18 protein-coding genes are annotated in these 20,603 nt (G+C 71.1%); 14 read left to right on the top strand and 4 right to left on the bottom strand.

The window, feature by feature from the left end; translation table 11 throughout:
- Positions 1-509 precede the first annotated feature (509 nt).
- The 8 genes from ssd (at position 510) to ABGA98_RS06830 (ending at position 7,870) form a co-directional block, all read left to right on the top strand.
- The gene (gene ssd / locus ABGA98_RS06865; RefSeq protein ID WP_347617292.1) at positions 510-1,550 is read left to right on the top strand and encodes a septum site-determining protein Ssd; all 1,041 of its coding nucleotides are present in this window, start codon (positions 510-512) and stop codon (positions 1,548-1,550) included.
- The gene (locus ABGA98_RS06860; RefSeq protein ID WP_347617291.1) at positions 1,547-2,707 is read left to right on the top strand and encodes a TadA family conjugal transfer-associated ATPase; all 1,161 of its coding nucleotides are present in this window, start codon (positions 1,547-1,549) and stop codon (positions 2,705-2,707) included. The genes ssd and ABGA98_RS06860 overlap by 4 nt, the downstream gene beginning before the upstream one ends.
- A complete protein-coding gene (locus tag ABGA98_RS06855; RefSeq protein ID WP_347617290.1) occupies positions 2,704-3,414 on the top strand; it encodes a type II secretion system F family protein in 711 nt (236 codons plus the stop codon). The genes ABGA98_RS06860 and ABGA98_RS06855 overlap by 4 nt, the downstream gene beginning before the upstream one ends.
- A 142-nt stretch (positions 3,415-3,556) precedes the next feature.
- Positions 3,557-4,330, top strand: a complete 774-nt coding sequence (locus tag ABGA98_RS06850) for a type II secretion system F family protein (RefSeq protein WP_347617289.1) — start codon at positions 3,557-3,559, stop codon at positions 4,328-4,330.
- A gap of 169 nt (positions 4,331-4,499) precedes the next feature.
- Entirely contained in the window at positions 4,500-4,973 is a 474-nt protein-coding gene (locus tag ABGA98_RS06845; RefSeq protein WP_347617288.1) for a DUF4244 domain-containing protein, read from the top strand.
- Between the two features lie 56 nt (positions 4,974-5,029).
- Positions 5,030-5,365 (top strand): TadE family type IV pilus minor pilin, encoded by a 336-nt coding sequence (locus tag ABGA98_RS06840; protein WP_347617287.1) that lies wholly within the window; start codon positions 5,030-5,032, stop codon positions 5,363-5,365.
- A complete protein-coding gene (locus ABGA98_RS06835; RefSeq protein ID WP_347617286.1) occupies positions 5,287-5,805 on the top strand; it encodes an Rv3654c family TadE-like protein in 519 nt (172 codons plus the stop codon). Before ABGA98_RS06840 ends, ABGA98_RS06835 begins: the two co-directional genes overlap by 79 nt.
- 346 nt (positions 5,806-6,151) lie before the next feature.
- Positions 6,152-7,870 carry a hypothetical protein gene (locus ABGA98_RS06830; protein WP_347617285.1) on the top strand — a complete coding sequence of 573 codons (1,719 nt, stop codon included), beginning with the start codon at positions 6,152-6,154 and terminating at the stop codon, positions 7,868-7,870.
- Positions 7,871-8,051: 181 nt separating this feature from the next.
- Here the strand turns inward: ABGA98_RS06830 and ABGA98_RS06825 are convergent, their stop codons facing one another.
- Positions 8,052-10,472, bottom strand: a complete 2,421-nt coding sequence (locus tag ABGA98_RS06825; RefSeq protein ID WP_347617284.1) for a DEAD/DEAH box helicase — start codon at positions 10,470-10,472, stop codon at positions 8,052-8,054.
- Between the two features lie 409 nt (positions 10,473-10,881).
- Between ABGA98_RS06825 and ABGA98_RS06820 the strand changes: the two genes are divergently transcribed.
- The 4 genes from ABGA98_RS06820 (at position 10,882) to ABGA98_RS06805 (ending at position 15,669) form a co-directional block, all read left to right on the top strand.
- Complete coding sequence (locus ABGA98_RS06820) at positions 10,882-11,232, top strand: STAS domain-containing protein (RefSeq protein WP_043629845.1); 351 nt, start codon at positions 10,882-10,884, stop codon at positions 11,230-11,232.
- Between the two features lies 1 nt (position 11,233).
- Positions 11,234-11,653 (top strand): ATP-binding protein, encoded by a 420-nt coding sequence (locus ABGA98_RS06815; protein ID WP_347617283.1) that lies wholly within the window; start codon positions 11,234-11,236, stop codon positions 11,651-11,653.
- A gap of 857 nt (positions 11,654-12,510) precedes the next feature.
- Entirely contained in the window at positions 12,511-14,826 is a 2,316-nt protein-coding gene (locus ABGA98_RS06810) for a sodium-translocating pyrophosphatase (protein WP_347617282.1), read from the top strand.
- 375 nt (positions 14,827-15,201) lie between these two features.
- Positions 15,202-15,669, top strand: a complete 468-nt coding sequence (locus tag ABGA98_RS06805) for a histidine phosphatase family protein (protein WP_347617281.1) — start codon at positions 15,202-15,204, stop codon at positions 15,667-15,669.
- Position 15,670: 1 nt separating this feature from the next.
- Here ABGA98_RS06805 and serB read toward each other — a convergent pair whose 3' ends face one another.
- The 3 genes from serB to ABGA98_RS06790 form a co-directional block, all read right to left on the bottom strand.
- Positions 15,671-16,891 carry a phosphoserine phosphatase SerB gene (serB, locus tag ABGA98_RS06800; protein WP_347617280.1) on the bottom strand — a complete coding sequence of 407 codons (1,221 nt, stop codon included), beginning with the start codon at positions 16,889-16,891 and terminating at the stop codon, positions 15,671-15,673.
- Between the two features lie 202 nt (positions 16,892-17,093).
- Complete coding sequence (locus ABGA98_RS06795; RefSeq protein ID WP_347617279.1) at positions 17,094-18,116, bottom strand: S-adenosylmethionine:tRNA ribosyltransferase-isomerase; 1,023 nt, start codon at positions 18,114-18,116, stop codon at positions 17,094-17,096.
- Entirely contained in the window at positions 18,113-18,769 is a 657-nt protein-coding gene (locus tag ABGA98_RS06790; RefSeq protein WP_347617278.1) for an SDR family oxidoreductase, read from the bottom strand. Before ABGA98_RS06790 ends, ABGA98_RS06795 begins: the two co-directional genes overlap by 4 nt.
- 94 nt (positions 18,770-18,863) lie before the next feature.
- On the opposite strand from ABGA98_RS06790, the gene ABGA98_RS06785 reads away from it, so the two are divergent.
- The gene (locus tag ABGA98_RS06785) at positions 18,864-19,979 is read left to right on the top strand and encodes a GAF domain-containing sensor histidine kinase (RefSeq protein ID WP_347617277.1); all 1,116 of its coding nucleotides are present in this window, start codon (positions 18,864-18,866) and stop codon (positions 19,977-19,979) included.
- Positions 19,976-20,599, top strand: a complete 624-nt coding sequence (locus tag ABGA98_RS06780) for a response regulator transcription factor (RefSeq protein WP_347617276.1) — start codon at positions 19,976-19,978, stop codon at positions 20,597-20,599. Before ABGA98_RS06785 ends, ABGA98_RS06780 begins: the two co-directional genes overlap by 4 nt.
- Positions 20,600-20,603: the final 4 nt, after the last annotated feature.

Raw genomic sequence — 20,603 nt, 5'->3', positions numbered from 1 at the left:
CCTTGGACCAAGACCTTTGCCCGGCGATGGGCGCGTCGCGGGCGTACCGCGCCGATCCGGTTACCGAGTCGTGATGATCACGGAGAGTGATTGTCTTTATGTGATCGTTATGTCGCAGCGAAAAAACTTGGCGAAAATGCAGGATTGCTCCTCGACGAAACTCGAGTCGATCGGGCAGCATACGGTGGTATCACCAGAAACTGGGGAGGCCGTGCATGCCGCGCGTTTGCAAGTGCCTTGCCAGGTGCTGGTGAAGTGATGAAAGCTTTCTTCTGAAACGGGACCGGCTCTACCCCCCCGGAGCCGGACCGGTCAGGCGACCCCCGCTCTCCCCCCCGGCGGGGGTCGCCCCTTTTCCTGCCTCCGACCGCAGCCCGGGCCTCGGGCACGCGGCTCTGTCCACAGGCCTGTGGGCCCGCGGCGCCTCCATCCACAGAATCGCGTTCGCCCGGCCGGCGCCCGCGCCGCCTCCAGCAAGGTGGGCCTCCCACCCACGCAGGAGGCCCCCGATGCACCGTCCCCTGGTCATCACCGAAGACCACGCTCTGCTCGACGACCTGGTCCGCATCGCGGCCGCGGCCGGCGCCCAGCTCGACGTGGCCCACGTCCCGGCCCACGCCCGCCCCTACTGGAACCTCGCACCGCTGATCGCGGTGGGCGCCGACCAGGCGGACGCGGTGGCCGCGGCCTCACTCCCGGCCCGTGACCAGATCCTGCTCGTGACACGAGACCCGGACGATCCCGACACCTGGCGAAAATGCGTCGCCGTGGGCGCCCAGTCCGTCGTGGCCCTCCCCAACGACGAACGCCATCTGGTGGAGCGGCTGGCCGACGCCATGGAGCCCGACCCCCGTTCCGGGGCGTTGATCTGCGTGATCGGCGGGCGCGGCGGAGCGGGCGCGAGCGTGCTTTCTGCCTGCCTGGCCCTGCGCGCCTCGGGCGATCACCTCCGCACGCTGCTGGTCGACGCCGACCCGCTGGGCGGCGGCATCGACGCGCTGCTCGGCCACGAGGAGGCGCCGGGCGCACGCTGGGGAGACCTCGTCGCCAGGGAGGGCCGCATCAGCTCCAGCGCGCTGCAGGCCGCGCTGCCGTCATTCGGCGACCTGGCGGTCCTCTCCTTTCACAGAGGCGAGGTGGCGGAGATCCCGGCCCAGGCCATGCGCTCGGTCCTGGAAGCGGGCAGGCGCGGCTTCGACCTCATCGTCGCCGACCTTCCCCGCCACCTCGACCCGGCCGCGATCGAGGCCCTCACCAGGGCGAAGACCACACTGCTCGTGGCCACGGCCGACGTGCGCGGCGTCCTCTCCGCGGCCCAGGTGCTGGGCGAGGCCCGCAAGCACACCTCGGATCTGCGGGCCGTCCTGCGCCCGGGAGTTCTGGACGGCGACATGGCCACCGGATCCCTCGGCATCCCCGCCGCCGGCAGCCTGCCCGACCAGCCGCGCCTCACCGCCACACTCAACCGGGGCGAGCTGCCCAGACTCGGCCCCCGCACCGTGCTCGGCGCCCTGTGCTCCTCGCTGCTGCGCGACCTCCTCCCGGCATGACGCCCCTGGTCTCGCCCGAGCTGGTGGAGGCGGTTCGTGTACGCCTGGCCCGCACGGGCGCCGAGCCCAGCGCCGCCCAGGTGGCGGTTGCGCTCAGAGCGGAGAAGGCCGTCTACGGCGACGCGGAGATCCTCGCCGTGGCCAGAGCCCTCTGCGCCGACCTGATGGGCGCGGGCCCGCTGGAGCCGCTCCTGGCCCGGCCCGAGGTGACCGACGTCCTGGTCAACGGCCCGCGCGAGGTGTGGGTCGACGAGGGCGGCGGCCTGCGCCGCACGTCGGTCACGTTCTCCGACGACGGCGCCGTACGCAGGCTGGCCCAGCGCCTGGCAGCCGCCGCCGGGAGACGCCTCGACGACGCCTGCCCTCACGTCGACGCCCGGCTCGCGGGCGGCGTACGCCTCCACGCGGTGCTCCCGCCCGTGGCGTCCGGCGGCACCTGCATCTCGCTACGCCTGCCGCCCCGGCGCACGTTCACCCTGTCCGACCTCGTCGCAGCCGGCACCATCACCCCACCCGCGATCCCCGTGCTGTCCGCCATGGTGACCGCAAGGCTCGCCTTCCTCGTGACCGGCGGCACGGGCACAGGAAAAACCACGCTTTTGTCGGCCCTGCTCTCCCTGGCCGACCCGGGCGAGCGCCTCCTGCTGGTGGAGGACTCTGCCGAACTGCGCCCGGTCCACCCGCACGTGGTTCGCCTGGAGACCCGCCCGGCCAACCTGGAGGGCGCGGGCGGTGTGGGCCTGCGCGATCTCGTACGCCAGGCGCTGCGGATGCGTCCTGACCGCCTGGTGGTCGGTGAAGTGCGCGGATCGGAGGTGGTGGATCTGCTGGCGGCCCTGAACACCGGGCACGAGGGCGGCTGCGGCACGCTCCACGCCAACACCGCGGCCGACGTACCACCCCGGCTTGAGGCGCTGGGTTGTGCGGCGGGCCTGAGCAGGGACGCCGTGCACAGCCAGCTGGCGGCCGCGCTCGACGCGGTCGTCCACCTGACCCGCGACCGCCCCGACGGACGCCGGCGCATCGCCGAGATCTGCCTGCTCACCAGGACCCCGACCGGCCTCGTCGAGTCGATCCCCGCCCTGACCTTCGACGCCGACGGCCACACCCACGCCGGCCCCGGCCACGAGGCCCTGGCCAGGAGGGCTCTGACATGAGCAGCGCGCTGATCGTCGCCGCTGTGTGCACGGCGTGCGCCGTGTGGATGTGGACCGGCCCAGACCTCGCCACGACCCGCCTGAGCAGGCTGACCGAGGGCCCGGCCGGGCCGCGGTGGCGCTCGCTCGGCCGGCTGCTGACCCGTACCCACCCGGCCCGGCGCGCCGACGCCTGGCGCAGAGCGTCCATCGAGCTGTGCCAGGCCCTGTCGGCCGAGCTGTCCGCCGGCCGCACCCCCGGAGAGGCCCTGACCAGGGCCCTGGCATCGGTCGACTTCCCCGACCCGGAGACCCTGCGCCCGGTCGTGGCCGCGGCGCGGGACGGCGGCGACGTCCCCGCGGCACTGATCGCCGCGGCCCCGCCGCAAGGAGGCGAGGGGCTGCGCCGGCTTGCCGCCTGCTGGGAGGTCGGTGTCACGGTGGGCGCCGGCCTGTCCGCCCTGGTCGACCGGGTGGCGAGCACGTTACGCGCGGCACACGCCCACCGTCAGGACGTCGCCGCGCAACTCGCCGGGCCTCGCACGACGGCGAAGATGCTGGCCGCGCTCCCGGCCCTGGGTCTTCTCATGGCGGCGACCCTCGGCATGCGCCCCCTCGCCTTCCTGCTCGGCAGCCTGCCGGGCCTGATGTGCCTGGTGGCGGGGGCAGCCCTCGACGTGTGCGGCCTGTGGTGGACCAACCGCATGGCCACGCGAGCACAGAGCTGAGCTCGGTGTCCTCCTGAGCATGCCTGGGCTTGGCCCCGCTGTGTTCTCGGGTCGCCTGGGCCGGGTCCGGGTGTGCTCGTGGGCAGGCCCCGGGCTGAGTCCTGCGCCCTCTCGCTCGTACACGACCGAACGGATCTCACCGATGTTTCCGCTGCTGTCCGCCCTGTCCGCCGGCCTGGCCGCGTGGTTGTGGCTCTCCCCGATGACCCCGGCCGGGCGCCTGACCCGGCTACGCCCTCCCGACGAACGTCCCGGCAGCCAGGCCCAAGACGCGCCGGCCTGGCTCGACCCCTCCCACGATCCCCCGAAACGGATGACCCGCAAGACCGCCGTCACCGCCACCTGCGCGGGGTTGATGGCCACCCTCCTGTTCGGGGTCGGAGCCACTGGAATCACCGCCGGCCTGCTGACCACCGCCGCGGTCGCGGTGTTCCTGCACAGGCAGGAGCCGCCGCAGGCGCGGCAGGACCGCGAGCGAATGGCCGCCGACCTGCCTTTCGCCGCCGACCTGATGACCGCGTGCCTGCTCGCCGGCCGCCCGGTGAGCGCGGCCACCGAGATCGCAGGCCGTACGATCGGCGGCCCCCTCGGCCGGAGGCTGGGCTGGGTGAGCAGCCGGCTGCGCCTGGGCGCCGACCCGGAAACCACGTGGGCGGCCCTCGCCGGAGACCCCGCGATGGGCGGGCTCTGCCGGGCGATGGGCCGGGCGGCTCAAAGCGGCGCGCCGGTGGCCGATGTCCTGACCCGCCTGGCCGACGACGCCCGAGAGGCCGCCAGAGCCGGATCCGTCGCCTCGGCCAGGCAGGTCGGCGTCAAGGCCGTGGCACCGCTGGGTCTCTGCTTCCTGCCGGCGTTCGTCCTGCTCGGGATCATCCCGGTGATCGCCGGCTTGGCATCCGCAATCGTCCTGCCTTGACGTACAGCTCCCGGCATAGGCGAGCGGCGTCAGGACCGGTTATCCACAGGCCCACCTCTAAGTGGCCCTTGTCCACAGAACCGCGCTCGGTCCACTGGCCACAGAGCCCTTCGGCGAACCTTGGACTCCCGCCGGACAAGACCCCGGCTCCGACCCACCTGGAGGCCCGATGCATAATTCCACCCTCACGCCGGCAGCGACCGCACCACGCCCCCACACCCCGCCGGGAGCCCACCCGGCCCGCAGCACTCCCGCCACCGGCCACACACCTTTTACCGGCCACGCAGCCGGCACCACACGCGGCGACGCATCCACACCCGTCAGCCCGGACCCGAGCACCTCGCCGACGCTCGTCAGCGCCCCCTTGGACACCCAGCCGAGGCCCGCCGACACCGCATCAGGCAACTCGCCGGCTTCCTCCGTCAGGGAAGCCGCAGGAGCGCGCTCGCGGTGGCGATCCAACAGATGGCTTCACCACGCACTGGCCAACCGCGAACGAGGAATGTCCACGGCCGAATACGCGGTGGGCACTATCGCGGCCTGCGCCTTCGCCGCGCTCCTGTTCAAGGTCGTGAGCAGTCCGGAAGTGCAGGAGATGCTGACCTCCCTCATCGACCGGGCACTCAAGACGACCGGCAAATGAGCCGCCGCCCCGGGCGGATCGCCGTGGGCGGGAGACGGCCGGCATCGCGAGGCTCGGTGACGGCCGAGACCGCCGCGATGTTGCCCGCTCTCATGGTCGTCCTGGCTGCCGCGCTGTGGGCCATCCAAGCGGTCAGCGCCCAGCTCGAATGCGTGGACGCTGCCCGCGCGGCCGCCCGGGCAGCGGCCAGAGGCGAACCACTGAGCCAGGTCCGCGATCGCGCCAGGTCGGCCACCCGTGCCGACGCGCGGATAGCCGTGTCCCGTGACATCGATCTGACCAAGGTGCAGATCACCGTCGAGGTGCGCCCGGCATGGGGCGCGTCACTGCCCGCCGTCCAGGTGTCCGCCACGGCCACGGCCGACACCGAACCGCAACGTTCAGTCCCCTGAGCGGAGCCGTGCAGGCATCAGACCAGCTACGCCGAGGAGGAAAGATCAATAACAGGGAACGCGGCTCGGCCACGCTGTGGGGCGTCGCACTCATGGGTCTTCTGATGGCCGTCGCCACGGCGTTCGCCACTGTGGGCTCCGTACGCGTGGCCGGCCACCGGGTCAGCAGCGCCGCGGACCTCAGCGCTCTTGCGGCGGCCGAGATGGCACTGACCGACCCGGAGGGCGCCTGTTTGCGGGCGTCGGCCATCGCTGCACGGAACGGCGCGAAACTGACCCGCTGCGAGATCCGGGACGAGATCGCCGACGTCTGGACCACGGTGTCGATCCCTCTGCCGATCGCCGGCACCCGCACCCTGACCGGCAGGTCCCGCGCAGGCTCCGCGACGGTGGCTCCGGCCGGCCCCTCCCATGTGACTGATATGGATGACCTGTCCTGACTTAAGTGATGAGTCGTAATTATAGCTGTTTGCACAAATATGCGTGAGTGAGCAAATGGGTGCCTTTGCTGCTAAGTGGTGAGCGTGGCTTACGGGAGCAATGTCGCAATCCCGTTACGACTTCTTAGACGCAGTGTCCAAGAGTTGCGCAGTTCCCGTAAGGTCCCGCTTACCCTCGGTTCATGCCATATGCGGCAGGGCTCTGTGACAGCTCTGATCAAGTCGCTAGGGTGCGGTCCGGGGGCGGCCGGTGACCGTGTCGGCCGGGCGGACTGCACTTCCGGTCGTCGCGTGAACGCCCCAAGGGCGGTCGGGCGACGCGAGGCTCTCGATGGAGGGAAGCGCCGTGACGGTGGTCGGCAAAGTGGTGGCCGTAGGAACGATCGTGGCGGTGTCCGTCGCGCTGGGCGGGTCCGCGCGGGCCGCCTCCGCGACCTGGCAGGCCGGCACGTCCGCGCGGGCCGACACGTCCGGGCAGATCACCTCGCCCGCCGACGGTCAGGTGGTCTCGGGCTCGTCCGTCACTGTCTCCGCCCGTACGGGGATGATCCAGCTCAACATGGGCCTGTACGTCGAAGGTCCGGCCACCCCCCGTCAGAAGGTCGCCGGAGGCGGCGCCAACCAGACGCTCTCCGGGACGTTCGACGCCGGGGACGCCCCCAACGGCCCTTTTACCGTGACTCTCAAGGGAGAGCTCACCGGGAGGGAGTACGCCACCAGCACGTTCAAGCTGCGACGGCCAGCCGGGACTCCGGGCAACGTGAACGTGGCGAGGCAGGGCGCCGACAAGGTTCTCGTCACCTGGACCAAGGGTTCCGAGCCGGATCTGCAGTCCTACGAGGTCTCCAACACGCTGACGGGCATCGTCGGGAGGCTGCCCGCCGACGGCGCGTGCGCGGGCTCCTCGTGCAGGGCGGCGCTCGCGGTGCCCGCCAAGGCGGAAGGGCAGCGGGTGGGGTTCACCGTCAAGGCCTTCAGGGGCGACGGCGAAGGAGGCTCGATCGGGTCGGACCCGTCGGCCTCCGCTTACCTCGCTTTCCCCGCCAAACCCACAGCTAAGCCGAAAAAGACCACCAAACAGACGCCGAAGAACCGAGACGGCAAGAACGTCGACGCGCTGCCGACCCTGCCCGCCAAGAGGCAGCCACTGCCTGCGGACGAGCCGACGACCCGTAACCCGACGACCTCCAAGTTGCCAGACATTCCCGACACCGACGCTGACGGCAACCTGCCCATCCCGACAGCCGACGACGAGTCGGGCGGGCTTGTCCCGTCCGGCGCCAGGGACGGCAGCGACACCGCGCCCGTGACGACCGGCGGCGTGAGGGCGCAGTCGAGCGAGTCGCCGCTGGGGAACGTCGGACAGTACGGCCTCTACGTGGCGGCCGGCCTCCTGTTGCTACTGCTCGGCGCGCACGCGGGCGCGTGGGCGCGGCGGCGGGCGCTTGCCGGTGACGGGGCCGCAGCCACACCCGCGCAGGTGACCGCGGCCACGCGCGCCGGCCCTGCTTTCGCCGGAGGCGGTACGCAGGCCGCGGAGAGCGATGACGGCATCCAGCCTGCCGCGACGCCGCTCCGGCGGCGGCCCACGGTGATCCTGGCCGTGGCGAAGACGCGCATGCCCGATCATTCCCGGACCGGGCAGCCCGCAGAGCATCAGCATCCGGCGAAGCCGGAACGATCTCGGGACACGCCCGGGGAGCGGGCCGCCGCGTTCCCCCGATCCGATCCGGCGCGCAAGGAGATATCCGTCCAGATCGAGGTGGACGACGTTCGGGGAGGTCGCGACACGGAAGGCACCCGTCAAGGGCCCATGCGGATCGCCCTGCCTAGTTCGGCCGTGACAGACGTGCCCGAGGGCTCGGCCTCCATCACCCCGCCCGCCGCCCGTATCGAAGAACACTGGGACGACTACCTCCCGCCGTCGCCCAAGGCCATGGAGGACAGCGGGTTCTGGGAACGCCCGCAGCCGGGATCCGCCGACTTCTGGGCCGCTGACGACGGCGACGACGACGAGAATGAGCGCGCTTTCGCTGGTCGCAGGCACAGGGGCGGCGACAGCTAAGCCCAGTCGAGCAAGATCGTCATTGCCTGTCACGCCGCTGCCCGTCGTGGCCGGGTGCCGGACCCGTCGGCCGCCTGCGCCCCGAGCCGGCGCATGGCCATGCCGGGTTGGTGCGGGTGGTGCGGGCGGAGGGGTGCCGCTCCATCGCCGGCTCACGGATGGGTGCCGCTCTCTTGCCGGGTCAGCAGGGTGTCGAGTGCTGGGTCAGCAGGGTGTCGAGGAGGCGGATCGCGCCTCGTTTGTCCAAGGGTTCGTTGCCGTTGCCGCACTTCGGGGACTGGATGCAGGAAGGGCAGCCACGGTCGCATTCGCATGAGGTGATGGCCTCGCGCGTCGCCGTCAGCCAGTCCGTCGCGCGGGCGTAGCCGCGTTCGGCGAAGCCCGCTCCGCCCTCGTGGCCGTCGTACACGAAGACCGTGAGCAGGCCCGTGTCGGCGTGAAGCTCGGTGGAGACGCCGCCGATGTCCCAGCGGTCGCAGGTGGCGAACAGGGGGAGCAGGCCGATCGAGGCGTGCTCGGCGGCGTGGGCGGCTCCGCCGAGGTCGATGCCGGCTTCGGCGAGCGGGGCCACCGCGGACGCGGGCAACGTCCACCAGACCGCACGGGTGCGAAGGGTCCTGGGTGGCAGGTCGAGGGGCTCGTCGCCGAGCATCTCGCCCGACTGCAGGCGTCTCTTGAGGTAGGAGACGACCTGCCGGGTCACCTCCACCTCGCCGAAGTGCAGGGTGCCCGGGCCCAGGGCATGGGAGCGTTGGGTGCCAAGGATGGAAATGTCAGTGATGTCCCGGGCGAACGTGGTGTAGTCGGGGCTGGCGCTGGAGACCAGGGCGACCCCGGCCTCCAGATCGAGCACCTCCACCAGGAAGGTCTCGCCCTGGTGGAGGTAGACCGCGCCGGTGTGCACCGCGGTGTGGGCGGATGGCTCGTCCACGCTGCCCAGCAGACGGCCGGTCGACGACTCCACGACCTGGATGGGGGCGCCTCCGCCGCCGCGGATGTCGGCGAGGTCGGTGGCGCGCTCGCGCCTGGTCCAGAACCAACCCGCCGGACGCTTCCTGAGCAGCCCCTGGGCGACCAGGTCTTCCAGGACGGCCGGGGTCGTGTCGCCGAAAACGGGCAGGTCGTCCTCGGCCAGCGGGATCTCGGCGGCCGCAGCACAGAGGTGCGGGCCCAGCACGTACGGGTTGTCCGGGTCGAGGACGATCGCTTCCACGGGCCGGCCGAACAGGGCATCAGGGTGGTGCACCAGGTAGGTGTCGAGGGGATCGTCCCTGGCGATCAGTACGGCGAGCGCGTCCCGGCCGTCCCGGCCCGCCCGGCCCGCCTGTTGCCAGAGCGAGGCCCTGGTGCCCGGCCAGCCGGCGATCAGCACGGCGTCGAGACCGGAGACGTCCACGCCGAGTTCGAGGGCGTTCGTGGTGGCCAGGCCCATGATCGTGCCCGCGCGGAGAGCCTTCTCGAGGAGCCTGCGGTCTTCGGCGAGATAGCCGGCCCGGTAGGCCGCGATCTTGTCGGGAAGACTGGCCCAGTCGGAGGTGTCCGGGATCGACCAGCCGAGCGAACCCCTGTCGGACAGATCCCCCTCATCCGCCACGCCCTCGTCCACAGGCTCTCCAGGGGTGGCGAGGCTCGCCGCCAGGCTGGGGGTGTGGTGGTCGGGATTGTTGGGTGAGCTCAGCGTTGGGGTGTGGTCGGGATTGTTGGCTGAGCGCGGTGTGGGGATGTGGTGGCCCGGTTTGCTGGGCGGGCCGGGTGTGGAGGTGTGGTGGTCGGGGTCGTTGGGTGCCCCGGGTGCGGGGTTGTGCTGGTTGGTCGTGGTGGATGAGCCGGGCGCGAGAGGGCGGTGGCCGGTGGGTGTGGTGAGGGAGAAGGCGACGTCGGCGAGTTTGGCCCGGGCGGACAGCGCCACCGTTTCCGCGCCGCGGCGCGAGCGGACGAAGGCGAGCGTGCGGATGTCGGCGAGGACGAGGTCCGCCAGCAGGTCGGCCGCCTCCGCCGTGGCCGTGCGCCGTACGGGTGCCCCTCCCTCGCCTCGCAGATCCGTCAGAGGCGGCTCCCACAATGCGATGGTCGTCGACCCCTTGGGCGAGGCGTCTACGGTCACCTCGTGCATCTCAAGCCCCGCCAGCCTCTTCGCGAAGGCCCCCGGTTCGCTGGCCGTCGCCGAGGCGAGCAGGAACGTGGGGTCGGAGCCGTATCGTGCGCACACCCGGCGAAGGCGGCGCAGGATCTGGGCGACGTGGGAGCCGAAGACGCCGCGGTAGCCGTGGCATTCGTCCACGACGATCATGCGCAGCCTGCGGAAGAACGACGACCACTGGGCATGGCGGGGCAGGATGCCACGGTGCAGCATGTCGGGGTTCGTCAGTACGTAGTTGGCGTGTTGGCGTACCCACTTCCGCTCCTCGAACGGAGTGTCACCGTCGAACGTGGCGGCCCGCACCTTGGTGATGCGCAGCTCGCGCAGAGTGCGCAGCTGGTCGGCGGCCAGGGCCTTGGTCGGCGTCAGGTACAGGATCGTCCCGCCGTCCAGGCACGCCGTGACCGCGGGAGTGAGGTACGCCAGCGACTTCCCGGACGCCGTTCCCGTCGAAATGATCACGTTTCGGCCACGGAATGCCAGGTCGGCGGCCTCGTACTGGTGTGGCCAGAGTCCTGTCACCCCGCGGTTCGCCAAGCGCGTAACAAGGACTTCAGACGTCCATTTGGGCCATCGGGCTTGACCCGCCTGACGTGCTGGAACATGCTCCACATGAGTGACGCGCTCATGACGTGCGGGAACACCAAGCAGGTGGTGGAGGAGTGGACCTGCCTGTTCTGGGGAGGATGCGGTGGAAGTCACTGTTTCCAGTCTTGCATCGGTGGGCAAAGTCGCCGGGAATCGTGATTTCGTATAGACACAAGCCAGGCACGTGGTTGAATGCCGCGCGTCAGGGTCGGACAGTCTGGGGCCACGCTCCAGATTGCCAGGCCCGTAAGACTACTTTCGCAGGCGAGGCGCTGGAGGATCTGTGGATCTGAAGTTGGATCACCGCACCGAAGACCGACTCACCATCGTGGAGGTCGAGGGTGAGATCGATGTCTACACGGCGCCGAGATTGCGTGAGCTCCTCATCGACCTGGTGAACAAGGGCAACTTCCACCTTCTCGTCAACATGGAGAAGGTCGACTTCCTTGACTCCACAGGGCTGGGCGTCCTGGTCGGTGGGCTCAAGCGGGTTCGCGCGCACGACGGCTCGCTCGAGCTGGTCTGCACGCAGGAGCGCATCCTCAAGATCTTCCGGATCACCGGACTGACCAAGGTCTTCGGGATTTACGCTTCGGTCGACGAGGCCAAGGAAGCTCACGGCAAAGACAAGTAGCATGGCTACCGTCGAGCTGACGTTCAGCGCTCTCCCCGCGCATGTGCGGACCGCACGGCTGGTGGCCACGGCGATCGCCCGCCGCACCGGCGTGGAGGAGTCCCTGCTGGACGAGGTCAGGCTCGCCGTGGGTGAGGCATGCTCCCGGGCGGTCGAGGTGCATCGCGCCCACTGTCCGGGCGAACCCATCCGCATCGAGCTGCGTGACGACTCCGGACGCTTCGAGGTCACGGTCAGCGATCACGCCCCCAGCGATGAGATCAAGCCGGAACAACCCTTCGACCTGGGCATGCTTTCTGACTCGTTCATGTCGGGCTTCGGCATAGCGGTCATCGAAGGCCTGGCCGACGACGTCGAGGTCTTCCCCGGCCCGAAGGGCACCAACATCCGGATGAGCTGGCCTGCCGCCAACGGCGCGTGATCGGTTCCGTGCGGGTGCCTTGCGCCGCCTGGCGCTGGGCGCCTTTCTGGCGCCCAGCAACAAACCTTCCATCCTGTACGGCAAGCCAACGAGACCCACCCGCCGACCATGGCTGAGGGCCTCCAGGGAGACGCCGACTGACCCGCACGGGGTGCCCCGCCGTCACGGCGCACGGTCACCATGGCTTCCGTCCATGCCTGCCCATGTCCACCAGGCCATGGCGCCATGACCGCCTCCCGCGCGCCAGGCCACCGCCGCCCCCCACGGTGACTGCTTGAGCAGCGGCACTCCGGCATGCTTCGGGTTCGGAGGGCTGGGGCCGTACACGGACATTTGACTCCCGAGGCCGAGCGCCTGCCTGACCCTCTTGACACCATGGCGCGGCCCCCAGGCCCATCCCGCCGACGCCCGACGCCCGACGCCCGACGCCCGACGCCCGACGCCCGACGCCCGACGCCCGACGCCCGACGCCCGACGCCCGACGCCGGCGGCGGTTCCGGTGCTTCGCGGGTGATCGTCCACAGCCTGTGGACGAGGTCCCTCCCACCCCCGCACCTCCGGGTTTCGGTCGGCACGTATCATGGCCTTGTCATGACCGTAAACCAGGAGAAATTTCGCCTGTCAGACCCCAAACCAGGTCGCTGGCAGGGATTTACTGGACGCTTGCACAATTAGCGGCCTTCAGAGCCTTCATATCCGTGGAGTGCCTGCGTAGACTCCCGGCACCGGCCAAGGTGATCCGGCGGAACGCGGATTCAACCGGAAGCGGCACCCACAACCCGGATGGTGCCGCAACACCCGCCGAGGAAAAGTGCAGCACCGCCCGGGCAGGACGACCGGTCTTGCCGAGGAGAACGATGAGCAGGCACATGCTGGCACTGGAGCCAGCGTCCAATCTGGCCCTGAGCGGAAACAATCTCACCATCGTGATCGTGGTCGCCGCGGTCGCACTTATCGCCCTAGCCGTCGCCGGCGGCCTGGTACGCGAAGTGCTGTCCGCCGGCCAGGGCACCGAACGCATGCAGAACATCGCGCGCGCCGTGCAAGAAGGCGCCGCGGCCTACCTAGCCCGCCAATTCCGCACGCTGGCGATCTTCGTCGTCGTGATTCCCTTCCTGCTGCTCCTCCTGCCCGGAGAGATGGACGTCCGCATCGGGCGATCGATCTTCTTCGTGGTCGGGGCGGTGTTCTCCGCGCTGACCGGGTTCATCGGCATGTGGCTGGCCGTGCGCGGAAACGTGCGCGTCGCCGCCGCGGCCAACGACTCGGGCGAGAAGCGCGCCATGCGCATCGCGTTCCGCACCGGCGGCGTGGCCGGGATGTTCACCGTGGGCCTCGGCCTGCTCGGCGCGGCCGTGGTCGTGTTCATCTACCAGGGCAACGCGCCCGGCGTGCTCGAAGGCTTCGGCTTCGGCGCGGCGCTGCTGGCGATGTTCATGCGAGTCGGCGGCGGCATCTTCACCAAGGCCGCCGACGTCGGCGCCGACCTGGTCGGCAAGGTAGAGCAGGGCATCCCCGAGGACGACCCGCGCAACGCCGCCACCATCGCCGACAACGTGGGCGACAACGTCGGCGACTGCGCCGGCATGGCGGCCGACCTGTTCGAGTCGTACGCCGTCATGCTGGTCGCCAGCCTCATCCTGGGCCGCGTGGCCTTCGGCGAGGAGGGGCTCGTCTTCCCCCTCATCGTCCCGATGATCGGTGTGGTCACCGCGATCATCGGCATCTTCGTCACCGGGATGCGCGACCGCGACCGCAACGGCATGGCGGCGATCAACCGCAGCTTCTTCATCTCGGCCGCCATCTCGGCGGTGCTCGTCACGGCGGCCGCGTTCTGGTACCTGCCCAGCAGCTTCAGTGGCCTGACCGGCGCAGCCGTCGAGTCCACCGCCGACCCGCGGCTCATCGCCATCGGCGCGGTCCTCATCGGCCTGGTGCTCGCGAGCGCCATCCAGCTGCTGACCGGCTACTTCACCGAGACCAACCGGCGTCCCGTGCGCGAGATCGGCGAGAGCTCGGCCACCGGCCCGGCCACCGTCATCCTGGCCGGCATCAGCGTCGGCCTGGAGTCGGCCGTCTATTCCGCCCTGATCATCGGCGGCGCGGTCTACGGCGCGTTCCTGCTCGGCTTCGGCAACGTGACGATCGCGCTGTTCGCGGTGGCCCTGGCGGGCACCGGCCTGCTGACCACGGTCGGCGTCATCGTGTCGATGGACACCTTCGGCCCGGTCTCCGACAACGCCCAGGGCATCGCCGAGATGTCCGGTGACGTCGAGGGAGAGGGCGCCCGCGTGCTCACCAGCCTGGACGCCGTCGGCAACACCACCAAGGCCATCACCAAGGGCATCGCGATCGCCACGGCCGTGCTGGCGGCGACCGCGCTCTTCGGCGCCTTCCGTACGGCGGTCGAGACCGAGCTGACCGCGGCGAGCGCGGCGGTCAAGGAGACGCTCGGCACGTTCGCCTCGTTCAGCCTCAGCATCGACCAGCCCAACGTGCTCGTCGGCCTGATCATCGGCGCCGCGGTCGTGTTCCTCTTCTCGGGGCTCGCGATCTCGGCGGTCGGCCGGGCCGCGATGCGCGTGGTCTTCGAGGTACGCGACCAGTTCCGCAACAAGCCGGGCATCATGGACGGCACCGAGAAGCCGGAGTACGGCCGGGTGGTCGACATCTGCACCCGCGACTCGCTGCGCGAGCTGGCCACGCCCGGCCTGCTGGCGGTCATGACCCCGATCGCGGTCGGGTTCGCCCTCGGTTATGCGCCGCTGGGCGCGTTCCTGGCCGGAGCCATCGCCTGCGGCACCCTGATGGCCGTCTTCCTGTCCAACTCGGGTGGGGCCTGGGACAACGCCAAGAAGCTGGTGGAGGACGGTCACTACGGCGGCAAGGGCTCGGAGGCCCACGCCGCCACGGTCATCGGCGACACGGTCGGCGACCCGTTCAAGGACACCGCGGGCCCGGCCATCAACCCGCTGATCAAGGTGATGAACCTGGTGGCGCTGCTGGTCGCCCCGGCGGTGGTCCTCTACGCGGGCAGCCCGGCGATCCGCATCGGCATCACCGTGATCGCCGTGGGCGTGGTGGTCGCGGCCATCATCGTGTCCAAGCGGCGGTCGGTGACGAGCGAGCCGGCCAACGACAACAACCGCGACAAGGAAACCGTCGCGTCGTAACCGGCTGAACCAGCGAACGCCCGCTCCCCTCACGGGGGCGGGCGTTCCGCTTCCCCGGGGTCCCGCCTCCCAGGGCCCGGCTTCCCCGCGGTCCCGACTTCTCCGGGCTCGGCTTTTCGAGGTCCTGCCCTTCCCGGGGCAACGCCCGCTTCACCAGGAAGCTCCCAGGGGAACGTCTTCCACAGGAAGTCCGGGGTAGATCCGGATGTCCAGGGGAGTCGAGGGACCTGAGCATCCCGATGGGAGACTGGGCACGTGAACGATGACAAGCGGCCGAGCGGAGGCAAGGCCCTGGGCTTGATCCTGCTGGCGATGCTGGTCGTCCTGGCCGTGCTCGTCGGGCTGGCCACCTGGGCGACGAGGAATGGATGACCGGTGCGGACCTTGATTGTGCTGCGTCACGCGAAGGCCGCCCAGATCGCCGGCCTGCTCGACCGCGAGCGGCCGCTGACCGACCGGGGCGAGCGCGACGCCGAGCGGGCCGGCGACGAGATCAGGGCCGCCGGGTTCACCCCCGAGGTGGTGCTCTGCTCGCCGGCGCTGCGGACCAGGCGCACGGCGGAGCTCGCCTTCCCCGGCGCTGAGATCAGCTACGAGCGCGACATCTACGAGGCGTACCCGGACGAGCTGCTGGAGCTGGTGCGCCGGTGTGATCCCGGGCTGGGCACGGTGGTGTTGTGCGGGCACAACCCGGGCGTGCACGAGCTGGCGCTGGGGCTGGCGGGCGGCGACTACGTGTTCAGGCCCGGGGCCTTCGCGGCGATCGGGGTCGAGTCGCCGTGGGCGGAGCTTTCGCCGGGTGAGGGCCGCCTGGTCACCCGCTGGGACCCCAAGGAGGGCTGATTCAGCCCGCCGTGAGCACGCCGTCCTCGGCGTCGGCCGCCTCCACCTCGTCGCGCGAGATGCCCAGCAGGTAGAGGATGGAGTCGAGGTAGGGGGTGTTGACCGCGGTGTCGGCCGCCTGGCGTACGACGGGCTTGGCGTTGAAGGCGATGCCCAGCCCGGCCGCCGCGATCATGTCGAGGTCGTTGGCGCCGTCGCCGATGGCCACCGTCTGCGAGATCGGCAGGCCGGCCTCGTGGGCGAACCTCTCCAGCGCCCGCGCCTTGCCAGGACGGTCGACGACCTCCCCGACCACGCGGCCGGTCAGCCGGCCGTCGATCACTTCGAGCACGTTCGCCGCGGAGTAGTCGATGCCGAGCTCCTCCACCAGGCCGTCGGTGATCTGCGTGAACCCGCCGCTGACGATGGCGAAGCGGTAGTCGAGCCGTTTGAGCGTGCGGACCAGCGTGCGGGCGCCCGGCGTGAGCACGACCTCTTTGCGTACGTGGTCGATCACCTCGGCGGGCAGCCCTTCGAGCAGCGCCACCCGCCGCCGCAGGGACTCGGCGAAGTCGAGCTCGCCGCGCATGGCCTCCTCGGTGACTCTGGCCACCTCGTCGAGGCAGCCCGCGTGCGCGGCCAGCAGCTCGATGACCTCGCCCTGGATGAGGGTGGAGTCGACGTCCATGACGATCAGGCGCTTGGCCCGCCGCGACAGGCCGGTGCGCTGCACGGCCACGTCGACCTCCTGGGCGGCGGCCTCGGCGGCCAGCTCGACCCGCAACGACGTGGGGTCGGCTCCGGAGACCGACAGCTCGATGCACGTGACGGGCCACTGGGCGAGGCGTTCGATGCGGTCGATGTTGGCTCCGGCGGCGGCGATGCGGCCGGCGATGCCCGCGATGGCGGCCGGCTGCAGGGTGGCGCCGAGCACGCTGACCGACAGGCGGCCGCGGCGGCGCTGCTCCTTGGCCTGGGAGCCGGTGGACAGCTCCACCTCCATGCCGAGGTCTTCGGCCACCCGCTCGACGGCGGTCCACATGGCGCCGAGTGTCGTGCCGGTGCCGGTGGAGGGGCCGCCGGCGTAGGCGACGAGCACGCCGAGCGTGAGCCGGCCTCGGATGACGACCTGTTCGATGTCCGCAACGGTCACCGGAAAGCCGGACAGAACGGAAAAAAGCCGTGAAGTAACGCCCGGGCGGTCAGGGCCGTTCAACGTGATCAGGAGGGTGCGCTGGTCCACATCCAGTCACGGTACTGCGCCCGCTCGGATGCTCGCGAAGCAGGATGGGCTTTGGGACGCGGGCGTGACCATCGGAGTACGCCGTCCACCGGCCCGCCGCTGCCCGGCAAAATGTCGGCAAAGGCCGGGGATGTCGGCGTCGGCGAGGAGCAGCGAGGCCAGCAAGGGCCCGGTGACGGCAGCGAGGGCCGTCGGCCACAGGCTAGCTCCGCAGGATCAGGTGGGTGTCGCCGAACTCGTGCCACAGATACCGCTCCCGCAGCGCCGCCTCGTACGCGCGGGCCAGCACGTTCTCGCCCGCGATCGCGCTCAGCATGAGCAGGTGGCTGGAGCGCGGCTCGTGCAACCCGGTGATCAGCCCCGTGACGGCCCGCACGCCGAGCTCGGGCGTGACGACGTGCCGGGTCCAGCCCGCCGACGCGGCCACGCGCCCGTCCGCTCCGGCGGCCGTCTCCAGAGCGCGTACGACGGTCGTGCCCGCGGCCACCACCCGGTTGCCGTTCTCCCTGGCCAGGTTCACCAGCCGCGCCGTCGGTCCGGGCACGTCGTACCGCTCCGCGTAGGGCGGCTCGTCCTTCTCCGGCGAGGCCACGCCCGTGTGCAGGGTGATCGGCGCGATCCCGATCCCGTGCGCCACGAGCGCCGCCACCAGGTCGGCGGTGAACGGCCGGGCCGCGCTCGGCATCTCGGCGCTGCCCGGCACGGTCGCGAACACCGTCTGGTAGTCCTCGATCGGCCAGTCCCGCTCCACGTACGAGTAGCGGATCGGCACCCCGTGACCGCGCAGGTACCGCTTCACGTCCCGGTCGAGCGTGGCCCGCCACAGGCGCGGCGTCTCCCGCTCGATCAGCCGCAACGTGGCCCGCCCCGGCAGCGGCAGCCACTCGCCGGGCTCGCCGCCGCCGTAGGGCTCGGACGCCTTCGAGGTACGGCGGCGCAGCTCCACCAGCCACGTGCCGTCCTCCCGCGCGGTCGAGAAGTGCACGGCCAGCCGGTCCAGCCGGACCGCCGCCGGCAGGGTCGCCGAGTTGTTCACCACGATCAGGTCGCCGGGGTCGAGCAGCTTCGGCAGGTCGGCGAAGCGGTGGTGGAGGGGGTCCAGGTCGCCGCGCGAGACCATCAGGCGTACCGCGTCCCTGGCCGTCCCCCTCGCCTCCGGCGGCTCGTGGGCGGACAGGCCGGGCGGCAGCGAGAAGTCCAGCGCGCCGGTCAGCGACGCGGTCATTGGAGGCTCACCTTGCCGCTGGCCGGGCGGGCGCCGACCAGGTCGTGCAGCGCCGCGGCGACCTTGGCGGGATCGGCCGCCGCGCCGGCCTCCTCGGCGCCCACGGCGTCGGCCAGCATGCGGGTGTTCATCTCGCCCGGGTCCACCCACCAGACGCGCAACTCGGGCTCCTCGGCGGCCAGCACGTTGGACAGCTGCTCCAGCGCCGCCTTGGTGGCCCCGTAGCCGCCCCAGCCCTCGTACGGGCCCGTGGCCGCGTCGGAGGTGACGTTCACGACCGCGCCCTGGGCCGCCCGCAACGCGGGCAGTGTGGCCTGGATGAGGGCGAGGGGAGCGGTCACGTTCGTCTCCAGCAGCGCCCTGAACGCCTCCAGCGGGTAGGCCGCGAGCGGCGGCAACGGGGTCACGCCCAGGTCGCTGGCGTTGTTGACCAGCAGATCCAGCTCGGGAGCGGCCCCGGCGAGCCGCCGGACGTGCGCGGGGTCCCGCACGTCGCCGGGTATGGCGGTGGCGCCCAGCTCGGCGGCGACCCGTTCCAGGTCGTCCGCGCCGCGGGCGGTGAGCACGAGGTTCCATCCCGCTCCTGCCAGGGACCTCGCCAGGGCGAGGCCGAGGCCGCGGGACGCGCCGGTGATGAGTGCGGTGTTCGTCATGCCCACGACGTTAGGAACGCGATGTGCGGCGGACATCGGGCTGAGGACCGGACCGGCCCTGGGAACATGGTCCTAGGACCTTAAGGTAGGTGACGTGGCCACCGACCGAGACGCAGTCCTGCAGGCGGTGAGCTCCGCGGTGCTCGCGGTAACCCGCCACCTGTCGGTCCGCGAGGTGCTGCAGGTCATCGTCCGCTCGGCGCAGCGGCTGCTCGACGCCCGCTACGCCGCGCTCGGCGTGCCCGACGACGACGGATCGTTCGCCGAGTTCGTCGCCGAGGGCATCACCGACAAGCAGTGGGACGCGATCGGGCCGCTGCCGAGGCAGCACGGCATGCTGGGGGCGATGCTCCGCGACGGCGTCCCCGCGCGGCTGCCCGACCTGCGCGAGGACCCGCGGTTCGAGTGGTGGCCCAAGGCGCACCCGGTCATGAAGGACTTCCTCGGCGTCCCGATCCGCGACGGCGACGAGGTGCTCGGCATCATCTTCCTGGCCAACAAGCGCACCCCCGGCGGCTTCACGCAGGAGGACCAGGACCTCCTCACGCTCTTCGCCGCGCACGCCGCGATCGCGCTGACCAACGCCCGCCTCTACGAACGCGGCCGCGAGCTGGCCATGCTGGAGGAGCGCAACCGGGTCGCCCAGGAGCTGCACGACGCGGTCACGCAGAAGTTGTTCTCGCTCAGGCTGACCGCCCAGGCGGCGCAGGCCATGCTCGACAAGGCCCCCGGCAAGGTCGCCCCTGAGCTCGAACGCGTCCAGCGGCTGGCCGGCGAGGCCCTGACCGAGTTGCGTGCCGTGATCGTCGAGCTGCGCCCGGCCGAGCTCGACCGGCACGGACTGCCGGAGACGCTGCGCAAGCACGTGCGCATGCTCGACCGGCTCCACCCGTCCCTGGTGGTGTTCGAGTGCGGCGAGTTGCCGTCGCTGGACCCGGCGGTCGAGGTGGCGGCGCTCAGGGTGGCCCAGGAGGCGCTGCACAACGCGCTCAGGCACTCCGAGGCGTCCCGCGTCTCGGTGCGCCTGGCATACGAGGAGGGCAAGCTGGTGTTGACCGTCGAAGACGACGGCAGAGGTTTCGAGCAGGCCGACTCGCGTGGGCTTGGCCTGGCGTCGATGCGTGACAGGGCCGAGTCCGTCGGAGGCGTCATGACCGTCGAGTCGGCCTCGGGCAGGGGGACCGTGGTGCGCGTGGAGGTGGGCGCGTGATCCGGGTGCTGATCGCCGACGATCACCCGGTGGTGCGTCAGGGGCTGCGTACGTTCCTCGACCTCCAGGACGACATCACCGTGGTCGCCGAGGCGGGCGACGGGGCCCAGGCGGTCGAGCTGGTCGGCGAGCTCCGCCCCGACGTGCTGCTGCTGGATCTGAAGATGCCCGTGCTCGACGGCCTCGGCGCGCTGGAGCGGCTGACCGGCACGGCGACCAGGATCGTCGTGCTGACGTCGGTGAGCGACCGGTCCGACGTGGGCCCCGCGATGCGCGCGGGAGCGTCCGGGTTCCTCTACAAGGACGTCGATCCGTCCGCGCTGGTCCAGGCGGTGCGCGCGGTGCACGGCGGCCAGGTGCTGCTCGCGCCCGAGGCGGCGGAGGCGATGCTGGCCCCGCCCAACGGCGCGTCCGGCGTGCCGGGGCCGGTGCCGCTGACCGAGCGGGAGCGGGAGGTGTTGTCGCTCATCGCGGCCGGCCGGTCCAACAGGGAGATCGCGCGGAGCCTGGCCGTGGCGGAGAAGACGGTCAAGACCCACGTGTCCAACGTGCTGATGAAGCTCGGCGTGCAGGACCGCACCCAGGCCGCGCTCTACGCCGTGCGGCACGGCCTCGGCTGAGCCG

The sequence above is a fragment of the Nonomuraea sp. B1E8 genome, assembly GCF_039871515.1.
Taxonomy (GTDB): Bacteria; Actinomycetota; Actinomycetes; order Streptosporangiales; family Streptosporangiaceae; genus Nonomuraea.
This window is presented reverse-complemented; position numbering and strand designations above follow the sequence as displayed.

Excerpts from the sequence above, each read along its gene's own strand:
- ssd (WP_347617292.1), top strand. The coding sequence starts at position 510 with ATGCACCGTCCCCTGGTCATCACCGAAGACCACGCTCTGCTCGACGAC.
- ABGA98_RS06860 (WP_347617291.1), top strand. The coding sequence starts at position 1,547 with ATGACGCCCCTGGTCTCGCCCGAGCTGGTGGAGGCGGTTCGTGTACGC.
- ABGA98_RS06855 (WP_347617290.1), top strand. The coding sequence starts at position 2,704 with ATGAGCAGCGCGCTGATCGTCGCCGCTGTGTGCACGGCGTGCGCCGTG.
- ABGA98_RS06850 (WP_347617289.1), top strand. The coding sequence starts at position 3,557 with ATGTTTCCGCTGCTGTCCGCCCTGTCCGCCGGCCTGGCCGCGTGGTTG.
- ABGA98_RS06845 (WP_347617288.1), top strand. The coding sequence starts at position 4,500 with ATGCATAATTCCACCCTCACGCCGGCAGCGACCGCACCACGCCCCCAC.
- ABGA98_RS06835 (WP_347617286.1), top strand. The coding sequence starts at position 5,287 with ATGGGGCGCGTCACTGCCCGCCGTCCAGGTGTCCGCCACGGCCACGGC.
- ABGA98_RS06815 (WP_347617283.1), top strand. The coding sequence starts at position 11,234 with ATGGCTACCGTCGAGCTGACGTTCAGCGCTCTCCCCGCGCATGTGCGG.
- ABGA98_RS06810 (WP_347617282.1), top strand. The coding sequence starts at position 12,511 with ATGAGCAGGCACATGCTGGCACTGGAGCCAGCGTCCAATCTGGCCCTG.
- ABGA98_RS06795 (WP_347617279.1), bottom strand. The coding sequence starts at position 18,116 with ATGACCGCGTCGCTGACCGGCGCGCTGGACTTCTCGCTGCCGCCCGGC.
- ABGA98_RS06790 (WP_347617278.1), bottom strand. The coding sequence starts at position 18,769 with ATGACGAACACCGCACTCATCACCGGCGCGTCCCGCGGCCTCGGCCTC.